Source organism: Pseudomonas sp. BRM28 (assembly GCF_002939405.1).
Taxonomy (GTDB): domain Bacteria; phylum Pseudomonadota; class Gammaproteobacteria; order Pseudomonadales; family Pseudomonadaceae; genus Aquipseudomonas; species Aquipseudomonas palmensis.
Genome location: NZ_PEFV01000001.1, coordinates 5,329,068 through 5,346,274, shown reverse-complemented (window position 1 = coordinate 5,346,274; position 17,207 = coordinate 5,329,068). Strand labels below are relative to the sequence as shown.

Below are 17,207 nucleotides of genomic sequence, written 5' to 3'. Positions count from 1 at the left end.
GGATTGTCGAGAACGGAGTGATCATGAAAGTTCTGTATACCCTGCTTGCCCTGCTGGCGTTGAGCGGACTGGGTGGCACCGCCTATGCCAAGGCACCGGCCGCAGAGGCGGCGCGCGAGTTCGTGGTCAAGAGCCAGGCCGGGGCCAACCTGGGGCCGATTGCGCTGTCGGCGGCCATGCGCACCAACACCTACGGCCTGCTGACTGCGCAGGTCGGCAGCCAGCAAGCGGAAAAGAGCGTGACGGCGGCCATCAAGGGGTTGCTGCCCAAGTACCAGCCGCAGTGGGACCAGCACCTGGTCGAGGCCTACAGCCAGTCGTTTTCGGCGAAGGAGCTGGCGTCACTGGCCAGCGAAGGTCGCGAATCCAAGTATGCCGACAAGGTAATGAGCAAGCAGCCAGACATCGGCAAGGCCATGCAGGCCAGTGCCAGGCCGGTGCTGATCGAGCTGGTGACCGAGGCGTTGAAGGTGGCGGTGGCGGCGCATCCGGTGAAGTGAGGGGCGTAGTTGCCTGCTGGTGCTGCGCACCCGATCGCGGGTCAAGCCCGCTCCCACAGGTTTGCGCTGCTTCTGTGGGAGCGGGCTTGGCCCGCGATCCCAGTGCGCGGTTTCGTGAACGATGAACTCAGCGGGGATCTTCAACGCGCCTTCACCTCGGCCAGCGCCTCGCGCAGTGCCTGTGCATCGGCCACTTCCTGCTTGGCCGTCACGCGCCCGTGCTCCAGTTGCAGCAACAGCACCGTGCCCTCGGCGCCCGGGTAACGCGAGGCCACCCGCCCCTCGCGGTCCAGCAGCACGCGGTAGCTGTAGTCGCGCATGGCCGGGATGGCGAACAGCTTGGCGATCAGCGCCGGCATGCGCTGCACGTCGGCGACAAACACACCCTTGCGCGCCTCCAGGTAGCCCTTGGGCTGCCCCTCCAGCACCGCCTTGACCAGCTTGCCACCCTCCATGCTGCGCGCCACCAGCACCAGGGCAGTGTCGTCGTTGAGGGTATACGGCTGCTCGAACTGGTCGAGCAGGGTCCACGGGGCCACGCGCTCGCCCACCTCAAGCGCCTGGGCAACGATGGGCATCAGGCCCAGCAACAGCACGATCAGCACTCTCACACCACACCTCGTTCATTGGGCTTCGACAAGCCGGCGACTATAGCGCGACTCAGGCAGGCGAAGACATCGCCCGCGCCACCGCATAAAGTGACGCTTTTTTCCGGGAGGTATGGATGAACGCGCCCACTGACCACACCCTCACCGCCCGCGAGGTGTGCCAGCAGCTACGTGACGCCGCCCTGGGGCTGGCCAGCCTGCAGTGCCTGCAGGCGCAACCGGCCAGTGGCGTGATGCAGGTGCAGATCGACGGCTGGCAGTTGAGCCTGGATGTCGAACACGGCCACCTGCACCACTGCCAGCGCTGCCAGAGCCCGGATGGCCGGGTGTACGAGCCTGGCCTGCGCTACGGCACCGACCCGGTCTACCTGCTCAGCACCTGGGAACTGGCCCGGATCGAGCGCCTGCTCGGCGCCTAGCGCTGCGCCATGGCATGGCGCGCGCACTGTTCGTAGTAGGTCTGCTTGATGGCTGGCGGCTTGAGCCGCGAGCGGCTGTTGTAGGTCTGTTCGGTAATGCCCATGGCCGTCATGCGCATCCACGGCTTGGGGAACTTGCGCGATTGCAGGCGCTTGCGCGCGGCATACAGCGTGACCCCGGACAGCTTGGACTGCTGCGCGCCGGCGGCAATCTCCGAACCCCAGCTGCACACGAAGCGGTCATTCTTGTTCAGCGCCTTGGCGTGCGTCGCCAGCGAGAAGGTGGCCAGTGCGCACACGGCCACGGTCATCACGAAACCTCGCATGAAGTCATCCTAACCCGTTGAAAGGCGGCGAGTTTGCCAAGGATGAAAAGGCGTCGGGGCCAGCAAATTGCCTTATGTGTCCTCCAGCAGTTGCAGCAGGCCCAGTGCATCGCCTACCGCAGCGCCGCTGGCGGTGTTGTCGAAGATGCACCAGCACTCCACACCGGCCTCCAGGGCCTGGCGTATGTCCTGGGCCAGCAGTGCCAGGCGTTCGTGCCCATAGGCGCTGTGATAGAGGCGTGGCGAGCCGTGCAGACGCCAATAGCGCAAGCCGGCCCAGCCACCTGGCTGCACGGCACCGATGGGGCTGGGGTCGGCCCCCACCTGGGCAATGCGCCAGCGTTCGAGCAGCGCCCCGGCGTCGGCCCAGGAGGCATGGCGCGGCTCGAACGCCACCGCGCCGGCGTAGCGCTCACGCAGTGCACCGAAGAACGCCTGCGCCACCTGCGGCTCGCAGGCCAGCGATGGCGGGGTCTGCACCAGCAGGCATCCCAGGCGCTCGCCCAACTGCGTGCACTGCTGCACAAACGCATCCAGCAACCCGGCGCAGTCATGCAGGCGTTGCACATGGGTGATCTGCTTGGGCACCTTGACCGAGAATGCGAAGCCTGGCGGTACCGCCTGAGCCCAGCGCGCATAGGTGGCGGGCTGGTGCGGGCGGTAGAACGAGCTGTTGATTTCCACGGCCGGCAGGCGCGACGCATATCGCTGCAGGTGCGTGCCCTGCTCGGCGAACGCCGGCCAGTACGCGCGCGGCAGGCTCCAGCCGGCACAGCCGATGCGCAACAAGGGGCTCATCGAGCGGCCTTGAGTTCGATCCAGGTGGGTGCATGGTCGCTGGCATGCGCTTCGTTGCGCACCCAGGCGTCGACCCCGGCGTTTTTCAGGCGCCTGGCCAGCGGCGGGTTGAGCAGCAGGTGGTCGATGCGCAGCCCCGAGTTCTTCTGCCAGTGCTGGCGAAAATAGTCCCAGAAGGTGTACACCCGCTCGTCCGGGTACAGGTGGCGGATAGCGTCCGTCCAGCCCTGGGCCAGCAGGCGCTGGTAGCATTCGCGGCTTTCGGGCTGCAGCAGCGCGTCCTTGAGCCAGGAGCGCGGGTTGTAGATATCCAGGTCGGTGGGCACCACATTGAAGTCGCCGGCCAGCAGCACCGGGTGCTCGCTGTTCACCAGGCCCTGGGCGTGGGCGATCAGGCGTTCGAACCAGGCCAGCTTGTAGTCGAACTTGGGCCCCGGTTGCGGGTTGCCATTGGGCAGGTACAGGCAGCCGACCTGAATGCCCAGCACCGCCGCTTCGAGATACCGGCTTTGCGTATCGTCCTCGCTTCCCGGCAAGCCGCGGCGCACCTCCAGCGGTTGCGCGTCACGGGCCAGAATCGCCACGCCGTTCCACGACGCCTGGCCATGGTGCAGGCAGCCATAGCCGAGGGCTTCGAAGTCAGCCACAGGGAACGCGCTGTCTACCGCCTTGAGCTCCTGCAGGCAGGCGATGTCGGGCTGTTCCCGCTCCAGCCAGGCCAGCAGGTTGGGCAGCCGCGCCCGCAGGCCGTTGATGTTGAATGTGGCGATCTTCAGCGTTTTCATCCGCACCTCCCTGGCGATCAGGTATCCGGGTCGTCGACCTTGGCCTCCACGGCCGCTTCGATGGCGTGCGTGTTCGCCTCATCGGCCATGGCCTTGAGCGCCAGCCAGTCGTCCCATTCGATGGCACCGTCGTCCAGCAGCGCCTGGGCCAGGCTGACCAGGGCCTGGTGGTAGGCATCCGGCGATTCCAGCCGGTAACTCTGATCGTCCAGCACGGCATACCAGGCTTTGAGTTCAGGCGTATTGCGGTCAACCGACATGGCATTGTCCTCTGGGTCACTCAGCTCTAGTGAGTGCCGGGCGTGGCCGAACGTTCAGTTGCAGTGCACAGGCGGTCAGTCGGCCGCCACCACCTGATTGCGCCCCTGGGCCTTGGCGCGGTACATCGCCTGGTCGGCGCTGTTGAGCAAGGTGTGCAGGTCGCTGTGCGCCGCACTGGCCACCGCCACGCCGAAGCTGGCCGTCATGCCCTGGCGGCCGTCGCTGTGGTGCACGAACTGCAATTGGGCGATGGCTTGCGCCAACTGTTCGGCGATGCCCAGCGCCGTGTCCATCGGGGTGTCGGCCAGCAGCACCGCGAACTCCTCCCCGCCCAGCCGACCGTACACGTCGGTGTCGCGGAACGAGGCCTTGATCACCCCGCCGATCTGGCGCAGCACCTCGTCGCCGACCTGATGACCGTAGGTGTCGTTGATGCGCTTGAAGTGATCGATGTCCAGCATCAATGCGCACAGCGGGCGCTGCTCGCGCTGGCTGTGGGAGTACAACTGCTGGGCATGTTCGAAGAACGCCCGGCGGTTCTTCAGGCCGGTCAGCTCATCGGTTTGCGCCGCGCTGCTGGCGATGTGGTGCGCGCGTTCCATCTCGTGGGTCAGGCATAACGCCTTCTCCAGCGCCGCGCAGAGCTTGCCGGTGGCGCGCAGCATGAACGAGGAAAACACCAGCACCGCCAGGGCCATGCCGGTCTGCAGCTGCGAGGGCTGAAACAGCAGCCACAGCGTGCAGGGCAGCAGCACCAGGCCGATGGCGGCCAGGGTCATCGAGCGGTAGGCGTAATAGCAGGACACCGCGCTGCCCGACATGCCCACGGCGAACAACAGCACGATCGCCTGGGCCAGCAGGCTGTTGTGCGGCATCACCGCCAGCGCCCCCAGGCCCCACACGCCGGCACTGAACACCAGGGTGACCCAGTATCTGCGTTCCCAGCGCGAGGGGGTATGGCTGGTCTCGGGGCTGCGGTAGTAAGCGGTGAACAGCACGATGCGCGACAGGGTCGCCACGCTCAGCACGCCGATCCAGCTCAACGCGACGTTGTGTTCGATGTAGTCCCAGCACAGCCAGCACAGCATCACTGCGCCAAGAAAGCTGCCGTAGACCGCGGTCAGCGACTGACGGAACAGCAACTGCAAACGGTCGGTACGGGCCAGTTGCGCCACAGTGGCATCAGGGTGCGAAAAGGGATGATCCATTGGCTATGCCCGCTATGGTGAAGCGCTGGTAAGCCGCATTGTGGCACTGTGCGATCATCTCGAACAGCCGGCTGTCGGCTGGGGCGCGCACGTGCGATTGAATGTTCAGAGGGTCGAGGATAGCCTGTGCGCACGGCGGCCATGCCGACGTCTGACGCCAGGAGTGCACCATTGGTCTTGAACCTCGATATTCGCAGCTATCAGGCTGAAAGCGCTCATCACCAGCATGACTTCACGCAACTGGTGCTGCCCATCTGCGGGCGCATGGAAATCGACGTGGATGGCCGTGGCGGCAGCATCGACAATGCCCTGGCGGCGCTGGTGCGGCCCGGTTCGCAGCACGCGCAGCTGGCGCAGCCCGGCAGTCGCTTCCTGGTGCTCGACTGTGCCCCCGATGCACTGCACGGCCAGCCGTTCACGGCGCTGGCGCAACGCACCTATGTCACCATCCCGCCCGCTACCCGGCGCCTGATCGAATATGCCGAGCTCATCGGCCGTGACCAGCTGGCGGCCACTGCAACGCACCTGGCGCCCTTGCTGCTGGCGTCGCTGGCCGCCCTGCCGGTGCAGCCGAACCCCGGCCTCAACCGCCTGATTGCCCAGGTACACGCCCGTCCAGCCGCCGCCTGGAGCAACGAGCGCATGGCCCATGTCGCGGGCATGAGCCTCAGCCAGCTGCATCAGCGCTTTCGCGAGCTGCATGACTGCACCCCGCAGGGCTGGCTGACCCGCGTAAGGATCGAGCAGGCGCAGCGCTGGCTGGGCGACAGCCACCTGGCGATTGCCGAGATTGCCCTGCGCAGCGGCTTCAGCGACCAGGCCGCCCTCACCCGCGCCATGCAGCGGGTGGGCGGCATCACCCCCGCCGCCTACCGCAGGCGCCAGCAACAGCCTGGGTAAAAAAACCCGCAGTCGGCGCCAATACCACCACTGGCAAAACCCGCATGCTGGGCACCTTTCACGGCAGGGGTGGTGCGATGTTCGCTGATCGTTCGTTGGTAAAGGGGCTTGGCTACGGCGTGGCGGCCGGGGTGTGCTGGGGCGTGATCTTCCTGGGCCCCGAACTCACCCCAGGGTTGAGCGGGGTGCAGTTCGCGGTACTGCGGTTCCTGTGTTACGGGCTGTTTTCGCTGGTGCTGCTGATGCCGCGCCTGCAGCGGGTATGCGCGCAGCTCACCCGTGCCGACTGGGTCTCGCTGTTCTGGCTGAGCCTGGTGGGCAACCTGGTGTACTACTCGCTGGTGGGCAGCGGCGTGCAACTGGTCGGCATCGCCACCACCTCGTTGATCGTCGGTCTGATCCCGGTGCTGGTGACCCTGGCGGGGCGCCATGACGCCAACGCGGTGCCTGTGCGGCGGCTGATCCCCTCGCTGACGCTGGCGATGGCCGGCGTGGCCCTGATCAGCCTCGATGCGTTGCACAGCGGCGCCGACACCCGCACCAGCAGCGGCCAGGTGATAGCCGGCCTGCTGTGCGCCGTGGGCGCGCTGGTGAGCTGGAGCTGGTACGCGGTGGCCAACGCCCGTCGACTGGCCCTGGTCGGCGGCGTGTCCTCCCACGACTGGGCCTTGCTCACGGGCCTGATGACCGGCGCACAGGCGCTGGTGCTGGCGATCCCGGTGCTGGGCCCTGAAGTGGCGGCCCATGGCGCGGCAACCTGGGTTCACTTCGTGCTGGTGGCCGCGGGCGTGGCGCTGCTATCGTCGGTGGTCGGCGGCGCCTTCTGGAACCAGGCCAGCCGGCTGCTGCCGCTGGCGCTCAGCGGCCAGGTGCTGGTGGTGGAAACCCTGGCGGCGCTGCTGTTCGGCTTTTTGTGGGAACAGCGGCTGCCCGGTGCGCTGGAGCTGGTTGCTATTGCGCTGCTGGTCGGTGGCGTGGTCTGGTGCCTGAACTGCCACCGCAGCGATACTGCCAGTGCCACCGCAACCTCCTCCTGAACCAATGGACTGTGAAATGCTCACCATCAGACCCGCTACCAGCGCCGATGCCCAGGTGGCCTACGACATACGTCGGGAGGCAGTCCGTCATCACTGCATCGGGGCCTACCCGGCAGAACAGATGCTGGCCTGGACGGCGGGCACGGCCGAGGATGGCTACGCCAGCCTTATGACCAGTCACTTCTACATGGGGTGCATCGAAGGTGAGCCGGTGGCAACCGGCATGCTGGATGTGAATGCCCGTGAAATCGGGGCGATCTTCGTGTTGCCGGGGTACATGCAGCAAGGCCTGGGCAAACAGATGCTGGCGTTTCTTGAAGCGCTGGCGCGCAACCTGGGGCTGGCGCAGGTGAACCTGGACGCCACGCTGAACGCAGCAGCCTTCTATCGACAGTGTGGTTATGTGGGCGAAGCGACAGCGCTCTATCACTCACCCCGGGGCATCGACCTGGCGTGTGTGCCCATGACCAAGGTACTGGTATAGGTCGGCGCCGGCCTCTCGCGGGTCAAGCCCGCTCCCACAAGGATGGCGGTGTGCCTTGTGGGAGCGGGCTTGACCCGCGATGCTGTCACTTCGTCCCGAACATCGCCGTCCAGTAGATCCCCGCATCGCTCTTGGGGTCCACCGCATAAGCCGCGCCCAGCTCCTTGAACTGCGGGTTCATCAGGTTGGCGCAATGCCCGGCACTGGCCAGCCAGCCATCGACCACCTTGCGCACGTTGTCCTGCCCGGCGGCAATGTTTTCCCCGATCAGCTGATAGCTGTAGCCCTGCAACTCGGCGCGGTCGCCCGGCATGCGCCCGTCACGGTCGCGGTGGTCGAAGAAATTGCCGTTGGCCATGGCCCGCGTATGGCCCTGGGAGGCCTCTGCCAGGGTGGTATTCCAGGCCAGCGGCGCGCTGGCCGCATAGGCCTGGGCGCCGCACTGGCGCGGCTGGGCCCGCGCACTGTTGATCGCATCGAGCAGCTTCTGCCCCTCCACCTGCGACTCCGCCAGCTTGGCACTGAGCAGTGGGCGCGCCAGCACGATGCGCCAGTCACGCCCTTCGCGGCTCACGCCCACATCGACGAACTGCGGGTCGAGCACCACCTTGCAGAAGCTCTCCTGGATCGCCTTCATCGCTGCCGCTGCATCGCGCGGCCCCGACAGGCTGATGGCCTGCACGCTGACCATCGGGTACGAGGCCTTCACCAGCGCCTGCTGCAAGTCACCGACACCGTTGGCCGGGAGCACCAGGCGCGGGTCGCTGGCCAGCGGCGGCAGCTCCAGCGACACCTGCTCGGCACAACGTTGCGACTGGCTGCGATAGCCATTGATCGACTCGACCAGTTGCGTCTCGTCGCTCGCCACCGCCAGCGTGGTGACAAGCATGCCCAGCGCCAACGCGCCCAGACGCAGCCTGGATGATAAGTCGTGCATGTAACTCTCCCTTGAACAAACTGCGCCCATGATGCGTGATTTCGTGTTGCTTTCGTAGCACCACGGGATGCGACGCATTATCAATACCTGCCTGTGCGTCGCTATCGAGCTTGGATGCGCAGTGCCGGCCGGCGTTCCTTGCCCTGCGCACAAATCCACCGGTTGACGCCCCTACCCTCACACCAGCCGCAGGCTGGCAGCGGCCTGCGCGCCCGTGTCGCCAAGGCGCTGCTGCACGAATGCCCTGGCCTGGCGGGTGAGTTGATCCAGATGACGGTCGCGCTGCTTTTCGGCGTCCACCATGGCCCGCTTGCCGTGCTGCTTGAGCAGGTAGGCGTGAATCTGCTGGACCTCAAGGGTGCGGTAGATCGGCGCCACGTCGAGCACCGCCAGCAGCCCCTCGGTGGCGTGATCGCGGGTGTTCATCAATACCTGCGGCCCGCGTGCCCCCAGCACCTGAAAGCCCATCGCCTCGAAATACGCCACCTTGCCCACGGCGCAGGCCAGCTCCACGTGCGGGTAGCGCTCGCGCACCTGCCCCAGCAGCGCCCGGGCGATGCCCTGGCGCCGGTGCTTGGCCAGTACCGCCATGTACGCCACCGCGCAGGCCTGGGGGTCGTCCTGCACCGGCAGGTACAGCACGAACCCCAGCAGCCGCGAGGGGTCCTGCTCGTCGGTGGCCACCAGCAGCTCCACCGGGATGCCGCGCGCGCCACTCAGGGCCTCCAGGTACAGGTGCACCTCATAGCCGATGCCGTACTGGTAGAGGCTGTACAGCGGGTTGCTCGGCGGCAGGGCCACGCTGCTGATGTCGGTCAGGTAGTCGACCACCATCTGCAGGATCTGGCCCTTGATCGGTTCGTCGGGGGGTGTTTGCAGCAGGGTGATGACAGGCATGCGGCGTCTGGCTCCGGAAACAGGGTGACCTTTGCGGTCCTGGCGGGGATTCTACAGGTCTGCGCGGCCCCGCCCTACCCCGCGCTCAAGCCCCACAGCACCTGCAGCACATGGCCGGTGGCACGCTCCACCTCGCCGCTGCGGTGCGCGATGCCCAGCTGGCGCCACAGCAGCGGCTGCAACGGGCGCATCACGATGCGCGCATCGGCCAGCGGCGTGGAGCCTTCGTTGGGCAGCAGGGTGGCGCCGTAGCCGGCAGCCACCAGGCTCTTGATCGCATCGTTGTAGTTGAGCTGGATGCGCGGCGCCGGCTGCTGGCCGGCCGCGTTGAACCACTCCGAGGTCAGGCGTGACAGCCCGGTGCTGCTGTCGTTGAGAATCAGCGGCTGGGTCGCCAGCCACTCGGGCGTGACCTGCGCCGGGCAGTCCCAGCGTGCCGGCAGGTACGCCATGACCGGGTCGCGCCGCCAGGGCTCGATGCTCAGCCCCTTCACCGGGCTTTGCGGCAGGGCCACCAGGCCGATGTCCAGCGAGCCCTCGGCGAGCTTATTGAGCGTTTCGCGCGAGGTCAGCACCGCCACCTGCACATCGATGCCGGGGTGTGCATGGCCCAGGGTTTCCAGCGCCTGGGGCATCAGTTGCGCAATCGCCCCGGTGGACGCCCCCAATCGCACGCGCCCGGCCAGGCCCAGCACCTGGCGCTGCACGTCGTCCAGTGCCTGCTGCGCGTCGGCCAGCAGGCGGCGGGCGCGCTCCACCAGGGTTTCGCCGATGGCAGTGGGCTGCACGTTGCCACGGGTGCGCGAAAGCAGGGTGCCGCCCACCCGTGCTTCAAGCTCGGCGACATGCAGGCTGACCGTGGGCGGCGCCAGGTTGAGCACCCGCGCGGCTTCGGCGAACGACCCCAGGTCGGCAATCGCCACCAGGGTACGCAAACGGTCCAGGCTGATTTCACGCATGGGTGTTGCCTCTTCAGTAAAACTGAACCTGACCTTTGTCAAATTCAACTTTTCCTATCTTAACCGGGCATCGAAGATAAGCCCTGACCTTTTTCACGTGCGAGCACACTCATGGCCACACCCGTTGTATTCATCGATGGCGACCAGGGCACCACCGGGTTGCAGATCCACCAGCGCCTGCAGGGCCGAACCGACCTGCAGTTGCTGACCCTGCCCGCCGAACACAGAAAGAGCCCGCAGCACCGCGCCGAGGCGATCAACGCCTGCGACATCGCCATGCTGTGCCTTCCCGACGATGCCGCGCGCGAGGCGGTAGCCAGCATCCGCAACCCGGCGGTGCGGGTGATCGACGCCAGTTCCGCGCACCGTACCCACCCGGAGTGGGTCTATGGTTTCGCCCAGATGAGCCCGCAGCAGGCCGAGCGCATTGCATCAGCCAAGCGGGTGAGCAACCCCGGGTGCTACCCGACCGGGGCCATCGGCCTGCTCAAGCCGTTGATCGATGCCGGCCTGTTGCCGCAGGACTACCCTGCCAGCCTGCATGCCGTGTCGGGCTACTCGGGCACCGGGCGCGCCGGTGTCGAGCTGTACGAGGGGCCGGATGCGGCCGGGGCGCCGGCATACCAGGCGTATGGGCTGGGGCTTGCGCACAAGCACGTGCCGGAGATCCAGCAGTACAGCGGGCTGGGCCAGCGGCCGATGTTCATGCCGGCCTATGGGGCGTTCCGCCAGGGCATCGTGCTGACCATCCCGGTGCAACTGCGGCTGTTGGCGCCGGGTGTTACCGGGGAGCGCTTGCATGCGTGCCTGGCCGAACACTATGCGCAATTGCAGCACGTCGAGGTGCTTTCGTTGCAGCAGGCCAAGGCGCTGACGTACCTGGACCCGCAGGTGATGAACGGCACCGACGACCTGCGCCTGATGGTGTTCGAGAATGGCGAGCAGGTGCTGTTGGCGGCGGTGTTCGACAACCTGGGCAAGGGCGCGGCGGGGGCGGCGGTGCAGAATCTGGACCTGATGATGGGGGGTGAGTGAGGGGCACTTCCCTGGCGATTGGCGCGGTGGCCTCGCAGCAAAAGCCTGCATTGTGCATGTAGGCCCTGCGACCGCTTCGCGCTCGTTCGCCGGCAACGCCGGCTCCTACGCCCTACGGGCAGATGCTGCCTCTGGCCGCCAGGCCGTGGGAGCGGGCCTTGCCCGCGATCTGGTGCGCAGCGCCAGTAAAACTGAACACGCGATCTGCCTGATACATCGTGCATTCAGGCGCTGCGACCGCTTCGCGCTCGATTCGCGGGTCAAGCCCGCTCCCACGCCCTGCGGGCAGATGCTGCCTCTGGCCGCCAGGCCGTGGGAGCGGGCCTTGCCCGCGATCTGGTGCGCAGCGCCAGTAAAACCTGCACATGCGGTTCGCCTGACACACCGCGCACTCAGGCCTTGCGACCGCTTCGCGCTCATTCGCCGGCAACGCCGGCTCCTACGCCCTGCGGGCAGACTCCGCCTCTGGCCGCCAGGCCGTAGGAGCGGGCCTTGCCCGCGATCTGGTGCGCAGCGCCAGTAAAACCTGCACATGCGGTCTGCCTGATACACCGCGCCCTCAGGCCTTGCGACCGCTTCGCGCTCGTTCGCCGGCAACGCCGGCTCCTACACCCTTCGGGCAGAATCCGCTTCTGGCCGCCGGGCCGTGGGAGCGGGCCTTGCCCCGCGATCTGGTGCGCAGCGCCAGTAAAACCTGCACATGCGGTTTGCCTGATGCACCGCGCACTCAGGCGTTGCGACCGCTTCGCGCTCGTTCGCCGGCAACGCCGGCTCCTACACCCTTCGGGCAGACTCCGCTTCTGGCCGCCAGGCCGTGGGAGCGGGCCTTGACCCGCGATCTGGTGCGCAGCGCCAGTAAAACCTGCACATGCGGTCTGCCTGATACACCGCGCACTCAGGCCTTGCGACCGCTTCGCGCTCGTTCGCCGGCAACGCCGGCTCCTACGCCCTGCGGGCAGACTCCGCCTCTGGCCGCCAGGCCGTAGGAGCGGGCCTTGACCCGCGATCTGGTGCGCAGCGCCAGTAAAACCTGCACATGCGGTCTGCCTGGTACACCGCGCCCTCAGGCTTTGCGACCGCTTCGCGCTCATTCGCCGGCAACGCCGGCTCCTACACCCTTCGGGCAGACTCTGCCTCTGGCCGCCAGGCCGTGGGAGCGGGCTTGACCCGCGATCTGGCGCGCAGCGCCAGCAAAACCTGCCCACGCGGTTTTTCTGCCCACTCCGTTGCCAACCTCGCCCCACCAAGGCACTCTGCCATCGCTCGGCTGTTGCGCACCCTCGGCAATAAGGACCATTGCAATGACCTCACCCGATTTTCGGCCCAAGCCCGTCCACCAGCTGATCAGGGAGGACAGGCAAAGCCCGGTCAATCGCTTCTGGATCCCCGCCTACCAGCGCGGCTACCGCTGGAAACCCGAGCAGGTGCAACAACTGCTGGAAGACATCCTCGAGTTCGCCTACCGCAAGAACCCGCAGAACGACGACTTCTACTGCCTGCAGCCGCTGGTGCTAAAGGCCCGCGACAATGGCCAGTATGAAGTGGTCGACGGCCAGCAGCGCCTCACCACGCTGCTGCTGATTCTGCGTTTCTTCAACCAGCGGCTCACCGAAAGACACCGCGCACCGGTGTTCGAACTCAGCTACGAAACCCGCCCGCACCTGCCGGATTTTCTGCTCGAGCCCTCGGCCGAACAGGCCCGCGGCAATGTCGATTTCTTCCACCTGTACCAGGCCATGCACAGCATCGAGCACTGGTTCGATCAGCACGACAACGAAGTCGACGACTTCAAGTCCACCCTGCTCAACCGCACCAAGGTCATCTGGTACGAGCTGGCCGCCAGCGAGAACCCGGTGGACGCCTTCACGCGCCTGAACATCGGCAAGATCCCCCTGACCGACGACGAGCTGATCCGTGCGCTGTTTCTCAAGCGCAACGCCGACGACGCCTCGGGCGAAACGCCCCAGCAACTGCGCATCGCCCACGAATGGGATCAACTCGAAAAGGCCCTGCAGAACGACGCGCTCTGGTACTTCCTGAACGAGCAGCCAAGCACCGGGCAGAACCGCATCGGCTTCCTGTTCCAGCTGGTAGCCCGGCTGGAAGGCGCAAGCGCGCCAGCCCGACAGCGCTACTCCGTGTTCCATCACTACAGTCGCCGGCTGGCTGCCCCCGACGCCTCGGCGCAACCGCTATGGCAGCAGGTCAAGAACACCTGCATGCTGCTGGAGGAATGGTTCGAGGACCGCCGGCTCTACCACATCATCGGTTTTCTGGTGCAACAGGGTGTCGCCGTGGCCGAGCTGTTTGCCCTGTCGCAAGGCCTGCCCAAGAGCCAGTTCGAACAGCGCCTGCGCCAGCGCGTGTTCATGCAACTGACCGGCTCGCCCCTGCCCCAGCCGGCTACCCGCGACGCCATTACCGATGCGCTCTCGCCCTTCCTCGCCGGCCTGGACTACTCACAGCGGGACAGATCGGCCATTCGCGCGACCCTGCTGCTGTTCAACCTCGCCAGCCTGCTGCAGAACCCGCAATCGAACGTGCGCTTCCAGTTCGACAGCTTCAAGAAGGAGCGCTGGGACATCGAACATGTGCGCTCGGTCACCGCCCACCGCTTCAACGGCGCCGAGGAAAAACAGCAATGGCTGCAGCGCTGCCTGCCGCACCTGCCGGACAAGACCGAAACCCGGCCTCTGCGCGAGGCCCTGGAGGCATTCATTGGCGACCCCAAGGGTGCAGACGATGAGGCTTTCAACGCGCTCCACCAGGCAGTGCTGGAGGCGTTCGGCGAAAACCAGGAGGTCGACGACAGCATCGGCAACCTCACGCTGCTCGACCAGAAGACCAACCGCAGCTACAAGAACGCGATCTTCGCGGTCAAGCGCGAGCGCCTGCTGGCCCTGGACCAGGGCGGCGTGTTCGTGCCGCTGTGCACGCGCAACCTGTTCCTCAAATGCTACAGCCCTGACGTCAAGCACCTGCTGTTCTGGGGCGAACAGGACCGCAAGGGCTACGCGCTTGCGCTCTTGCACACCCTGATAGCCTTCTTCGCCGACCCGCAGGAGCAGCACGCATGAGCGCCAACAGCCAGATCATCTTCGGCCAGCTGTTCGAGCGCTACGCCGGCACCCGCATCCCGCTGATCCAGCGCGACTACGCCCAGGGCAGGGCCGATACCGAAGAGGTGCGCAGCGAATTCCTCGGTGCCCTGGCCCACGCCCTGGCACTGCCGCCCGACGACCCGAGCCTGCCGCTGAACCTGGACTTCGTCTACGGCACGCTGAACCCCCAGCGCCAGTTCGTCCCGCTCGACGGCCAGCAGCGCCTGACCACGCTGTTTCTGCTGCACTGGTACCTGGCGCAACGCGACGGTGAGCTGGCAGCCTTCGCCCAGCTGTTCTGCAACGCCAACGGCAGCGCCCGATTCGCCTACAGCGTCAGGCCCAGCAGCAGCGAGTTCTTCGACGCCCTCAGCCAGCATGCGCCCTCGCCCGCGCTGGGTGCCGACGACTCGCTGATCGAGCACCTCACCGACCAGCCCTGGTACTTTCGCCACTGGCGCCTGGACCCCACCATCCAGTCATGCCTGACCATGCTGCAGGCCATGCACGAGCGCTTTCACAACGCCGCCACCGCCCGTTTTGCCCGCCTGATCGATGTGCAGCAGCCGGTGATCAGCTTCCAGATCCTCGACCTGGACGACTTCGGCCTGGCCGACGACCTGTACATCAAGATGAACGCCCGCGGCATGCCGCTGACCGCCTTCGAGACGTTCAAGGCGCGCTATGAACGGCACCTGCACACCCAGTTCGACGGTCACCCCCGGCAGATGCACGGCAAGCCGGTCAGCACCGCGACCTTCTTCGCCTGGCGCATGGACACGCGCTGGGCGGATTTTTTCTGGAACTTCAGCAACGCCCGCAATGACGCCTCGGCCCCCGCGACCATGCGCCTGTTCGACCAGGCGGTGATGAACCTGTTGCAGATGGTCGCCGCGGCCACCCGCGCCGTCGATGCGCCGAGCTACGAAGCCGAACTGCTCAAGCTGCGCAACCGCCAGCAGCGCCTGAGCTACCAGGTGTACGAGGACAACGGCTGGCTCGATGATGCGTTTTCCGAAACCCTGATGCTGCTGCTCGAGGCCTGGAGCGAAGGGCCCGACAGTTTCACCACCCAGTTGCCCACGGCGCACTACTTCGACGAGGTCGCCTTCTTCAACCACGCCATCAGCGACCAGCCACTGAACTACACCCGCCTGGTGCAGTTCTGCGGCTATGCGATGTTCCTGCGCCGCCATGGCAGCAGCCAACCGCAGGCATTTGGCGAGTGGATGCGACTGGTGGTCAACCTGTCGGTCAATGCCAGCTACGACGGGCCGGACGATGTAAAGCGCAGCGTCAGCGGGCTCGGCGAAATGCTGGAGCAGGCGCTGGACATCCTCGCGCACTTTGCCAGCGTCGACAGGCCCGTCGGCGGCTTTCGCGGTACCCAGGTGCGCGAGGAAATCACCAAGGCGAAACTGATCGTCGCCGACAGCCAATGGCGGCCGCTGCTCGAACACGCCGAGCAGCACGGCTACTTCCAGGGCCAGATCGATTTTCTGCTCGACCACAGCAGCGCCGCCTGGGCGCTGCAAAGCCACGCGCACGCCACCTGGCAGGAACACTTTGCCAGCAGCCTTGCGCTGGCCGAGCAGATGTTCGACGACCACGGGCTACGCGCAATCGATGACTTCCTCTGGGAGCGCGCGCTGTTGAGCGAGGGTGATTACCTGCTCAAACGCGGCTACAACCATTCGTTCCTTGGCGACGGTCTCACGGGCCCTGGCACCTGGAAACGCCTGCTGGCCAATGAAGACGGCATGCGCGTGACGCTGTTCTGCCTCTGGAACCGACTGGACGAAACCCGCCCGCTGCCGGCCCAGTTGCAACGCATCATCGACCAGGCCCGGGTGCGGGAGCCGTGGCGCCAGGTGCTGATCCAGACCCCCTCGGCCCTCGGGTACTGCGCGTTGCGCCAACTGCGCTTCGAACGCGACCAGGTGTACCTGCTGGCCAGGGAACGCATGAGTGGCAGCCATGCCGAGCTGTTCAGCTTCGCCCTGCATCAACGGCTGCAAACCCCGCAGCGGCTGGCGCAACTGGCACCGCTGTCGGTCGAAGGCTACGTGCCGGTTTCCGGCAGTGCCGACGAACCCTACTTCTACCTGCTGCACAGGCCCAGCCCGCAGGTGCACACCCATCTCTATGTCACCTCCACGCCGCATGGCTTCCTGCTGCAGATCGATGTCGATGAACTGCTCGGGCGCGACGCCCTGGCCCATGCCCTGCAGCAGGACTTCGACTTTGTCGTCGAGGCCGGCTACCTGCAGAGCCACTGCCCCCGCGACACGGTCGAACAGCGGCTGGTCGCGCTGGCCGGCGTGTTGGCGGCCTGAGGCACGCGGACTGCCCGCCGCCCTCCAAGTGGTCGGTTGATGCCCGCGCCCTGCCCCTATGCTTGGGCAGGTCGCGAGGCATGCAGCCTTGCCATCAACGAGGACCATCAGCGATGACCAGCAGTACCGCATCACTCGCCATCCGCCCCATCCAGCCCACCGACTTCGAGGCCTGGCTGCCGCTCTGGTTGGCCTATCAGGACTTCTACCAGGTCGACCTGGGCGAAGCCGTCAACGCCACCACCTTCAAGCGCTTTCTGGACCCCGACGAGCCCGTGTTCGCCGCAGTGGCCGAGTACGACGGCGAGCTGGTCGGCATGGTCACCTGGGTCATCCACCGCTCTACCTGGTCGACCACCCACTACTGCTACCTCGAAGACCTCTACGTCGCCCCGCAGATGCGCGGCCAGGGTACCGGCGAGCACCTGATCGCCTGGGTCAAGGCCGCCGCCGACCAGCAGCAGTGCACACGCCTGTACTGGCACACCCACCAGACCAACCATCGCGCCCAGCAGCTGTACAACCGTGTGGCCGTCAACCCCGGCACGATCCTCTACCAGATCGCGCTGTAACCTTCCCCCGTTCAAGGGCAGGCATGGACAGCCGGGCCCTGGCA

18 protein-coding genes are annotated in these 17,207 nt (G+C 66.3%); 9 read left to right on the top strand and 9 right to left on the bottom strand.

The features are described from left to right. The first annotated feature begins 23 nt into the window (after window positions 1-23). Window positions 24-500 (top strand): hypothetical protein, encoded by a 477-nt coding sequence (locus tag CR917_RS24595; protein WP_043860504.1) that lies wholly within the window; start codon window positions 24-26, stop codon window positions 498-500. Between the two features lie 140 nt (window positions 501-640). On the opposite strand, the gene CR917_RS24590 is transcribed toward CR917_RS24595, so the two are convergent. Then, window positions 641-1,111, bottom strand: a complete 471-nt coding sequence (locus tag CR917_RS24590; RefSeq protein WP_104573107.1) for an FAD/FMN-containing dehydrogenase — start codon at window positions 1,109-1,111, stop codon at window positions 641-643. 113 nt (window positions 1,112-1,224) lie between these two features. Between CR917_RS24590 and CR917_RS24585 the strand changes: the two genes are divergently transcribed. Continuing rightward, the gene (locus CR917_RS24585; RefSeq protein WP_043860502.1) at window positions 1,225-1,527 is read left to right on the top strand and encodes a hypothetical protein; all 303 of its coding nucleotides are present in this window, start codon (window positions 1,225-1,227) and stop codon (window positions 1,525-1,527) included. Here CR917_RS24585 and CR917_RS24580 read toward each other — a convergent pair. The 5 genes from CR917_RS24580 to CR917_RS24560 form a co-directional block, all read right to left on the bottom strand. Further along, window positions 1,524-1,853, bottom strand: coding sequence for a hypothetical protein (locus CR917_RS24580; RefSeq protein WP_043860501.1), 330 nt, complete (start codon window positions 1,851-1,853; stop codon window positions 1,524-1,526). The two genes, CR917_RS24585 and CR917_RS24580, sit on opposite strands and share 4 nt — an antisense overlap. Window positions 1,854-1,925: 72 nt before the next feature. After that, window positions 1,926-2,651: a DUF72 domain-containing protein gene (locus tag CR917_RS24575; RefSeq protein ID WP_088515363.1), complete on the bottom strand. Its 726-nt coding sequence runs from the start codon at window positions 2,649-2,651 to the stop codon at window positions 1,926-1,928. After that, window positions 2,648-3,436, bottom strand: coding sequence for an exodeoxyribonuclease III (gene xth / locus CR917_RS24570; protein WP_043860499.1), 789 nt, complete (start codon window positions 3,434-3,436; stop codon window positions 2,648-2,650). The genes CR917_RS24575 and xth overlap by 4 nt, the downstream gene beginning before the upstream one ends. A gap of 17 nt (window positions 3,437-3,453) precedes the next feature. Further along, complete coding sequence (locus CR917_RS24565; protein ID WP_054915353.1) at window positions 3,454-3,696, bottom strand: hypothetical protein; 243 nt, start codon at window positions 3,694-3,696, stop codon at window positions 3,454-3,456. 75 nt (window positions 3,697-3,771) lie between these two features. Then, entirely contained in the window at window positions 3,772-4,905 is a 1,134-nt protein-coding gene (locus CR917_RS24560) for a GGDEF domain-containing protein (RefSeq protein WP_104573106.1), read from the bottom strand. Between the two features lie 171 nt (window positions 4,906-5,076). Between CR917_RS24560 and CR917_RS24555 the strand changes: the two genes are divergently transcribed. From CR917_RS24555 to CR917_RS24545, 3 genes are all read left to right on the top strand, one after another. Further along, a complete protein-coding gene (locus tag CR917_RS24555) occupies window positions 5,077-5,805 on the top strand; it encodes an AraC family transcriptional regulator (RefSeq protein ID WP_104573105.1) in 729 nt (242 codons plus the stop codon). 77 nt (window positions 5,806-5,882) lie between these two features. After that, on the top strand, window positions 5,883-6,842 hold the full coding sequence (locus CR917_RS24550) for a DMT family transporter (RefSeq protein ID WP_058540720.1): 960 nt from the start codon (window positions 5,883-5,885) through the stop codon (window positions 6,840-6,842). Between the two features lie 16 nt (window positions 6,843-6,858). Beyond that, a complete protein-coding gene (locus CR917_RS24545; RefSeq protein WP_104573104.1) occupies window positions 6,859-7,326 on the top strand; it encodes a GNAT family N-acetyltransferase in 468 nt (155 codons plus the stop codon). A gap of 85 nt (window positions 7,327-7,411) precedes the next feature. Here CR917_RS24545 and CR917_RS24540 read toward each other — a convergent pair whose 3' ends face one another. The 3 genes from CR917_RS24540 to CR917_RS24530 form a co-directional block, all read right to left on the bottom strand. Further along, window positions 7,412-8,263, bottom strand: coding sequence for a CAP domain-containing protein (locus CR917_RS24540; RefSeq protein WP_043860494.1), 852 nt, complete (start codon window positions 8,261-8,263; stop codon window positions 7,412-7,414). 177 nt (window positions 8,264-8,440) lie between these two features. Next, the gene (locus CR917_RS24535; RefSeq protein WP_104573103.1) at window positions 8,441-9,160 is read right to left on the bottom strand and encodes a GNAT family N-acetyltransferase; all 720 of its coding nucleotides are present in this window, start codon (window positions 9,158-9,160) and stop codon (window positions 8,441-8,443) included. Between the two features lie 74 nt (window positions 9,161-9,234). Beyond that, window positions 9,235-10,119: a LysR family transcriptional regulator gene (locus tag CR917_RS24530; RefSeq protein ID WP_043860492.1), complete on the bottom strand. Its 885-nt coding sequence runs from the start codon at window positions 10,117-10,119 to the stop codon at window positions 9,235-9,237. A 111-nt stretch (window positions 10,120-10,230) separates the two neighbouring features. On the opposite strand from CR917_RS24530, the gene argC reads away from it, so the two are divergent. From argC to CR917_RS24510, 4 genes are all read left to right on the top strand, one after another. Next, entirely contained in the window at window positions 10,231-11,154 is a 924-nt protein-coding gene (gene argC / locus CR917_RS24525) for an N-acetyl-gamma-glutamyl-phosphate reductase (RefSeq protein WP_100633949.1), read from the top strand. Window positions 11,155-12,455: 1,301 nt separating this feature from the next. Continuing rightward, complete coding sequence (locus CR917_RS24520) at window positions 12,456-14,231, top strand: DUF262 domain-containing protein (RefSeq protein WP_104573102.1); 1,776 nt, start codon at window positions 12,456-12,458, stop codon at window positions 14,229-14,231. Then, entirely contained in the window at window positions 14,228-16,591 is a 2,364-nt protein-coding gene (locus CR917_RS24515; protein WP_104573101.1) for a DUF262 domain-containing protein, read from the top strand. The genes CR917_RS24520 and CR917_RS24515 overlap by 4 nt, the downstream gene beginning before the upstream one ends. A 113-nt stretch (window positions 16,592-16,704) precedes the next feature. Beyond that, window positions 16,705-17,163 (top strand): GNAT family N-acetyltransferase, encoded by a 459-nt coding sequence (locus tag CR917_RS24510; RefSeq protein ID WP_054915360.1) that lies wholly within the window; start codon window positions 16,705-16,707, stop codon window positions 17,161-17,163. The last annotated feature ends 44 nt before the right edge of the window (window positions 17,164-17,207 follow it).

What these genes read in the sequence shown, in the direction of transcription:
- CR917_RS24595 (WP_043860504.1), top strand. Translation starts at nt 24, where the DNA reads ATGAAAGTTCTGTATACCCTGCTTGCCCTGCTGGCGTTGAGCGGACTG.
- CR917_RS24585 (WP_043860502.1), top strand. Translation starts at nt 1,225, where the DNA reads ATGAACGCGCCCACTGACCACACCCTCACCGCCCGCGAGGTGTGCCAG.
- CR917_RS24580 (WP_043860501.1), bottom strand. Translation starts at nt 1,853, where the DNA reads ATGCGAGGTTTCGTGATGACCGTGGCCGTGTGCGCACTGGCCACCTTC.
- CR917_RS24575 (WP_088515363.1), bottom strand. Translation starts at nt 2,651, where the DNA reads ATGAGCCCCTTGTTGCGCATCGGCTGTGCCGGCTGGAGCCTGCCGCGC.
- xth (WP_043860499.1), bottom strand. Translation starts at nt 3,436, where the DNA reads ATGAAAACGCTGAAGATCGCCACATTCAACATCAACGGCCTGCGGGCG.
- CR917_RS24565 (WP_054915353.1), bottom strand. Translation starts at nt 3,696, where the DNA reads ATGTCGGTTGACCGCAATACGCCTGAACTCAAAGCCTGGTATGCCGTG.
- CR917_RS24560 (WP_104573106.1), bottom strand. Translation starts at nt 4,905, where the DNA reads ATGGATCATCCCTTTTCGCACCCTGATGCCACTGTGGCGCAACTGGCC.
- CR917_RS24550 (WP_058540720.1), top strand. Translation starts at nt 5,883, where the DNA reads ATGTTCGCTGATCGTTCGTTGGTAAAGGGGCTTGGCTACGGCGTGGCG.
- CR917_RS24545 (WP_104573104.1), top strand. Translation starts at nt 6,859, where the DNA reads ATGCTCACCATCAGACCCGCTACCAGCGCCGATGCCCAGGTGGCCTAC.
- CR917_RS24540 (WP_043860494.1), bottom strand. Translation starts at nt 8,263, where the DNA reads ATGCACGACTTATCATCCAGGCTGCGTCTGGGCGCGTTGGCGCTGGGC.
- CR917_RS24535 (WP_104573103.1), bottom strand. Translation starts at nt 9,160, where the DNA reads ATGCCTGTCATCACCCTGCTGCAAACACCCCCCGACGAACCGATCAAG.
- CR917_RS24530 (WP_043860492.1), bottom strand. Translation starts at nt 10,119, where the DNA reads ATGCGTGAAATCAGCCTGGACCGTTTGCGTACCCTGGTGGCGATTGCC.
- argC (WP_100633949.1), top strand. Translation starts at nt 10,231, where the DNA reads ATGGCCACACCCGTTGTATTCATCGATGGCGACCAGGGCACCACCGGG.
- CR917_RS24520 (WP_104573102.1), top strand. Translation starts at nt 12,456, where the DNA reads ATGACCTCACCCGATTTTCGGCCCAAGCCCGTCCACCAGCTGATCAGG.
- CR917_RS24515 (WP_104573101.1), top strand. Translation starts at nt 14,228, where the DNA reads ATGAGCGCCAACAGCCAGATCATCTTCGGCCAGCTGTTCGAGCGCTAC.
- CR917_RS24510 (WP_054915360.1), top strand. Translation starts at nt 16,705, where the DNA reads ATGACCAGCAGTACCGCATCACTCGCCATCCGCCCCATCCAGCCCACC.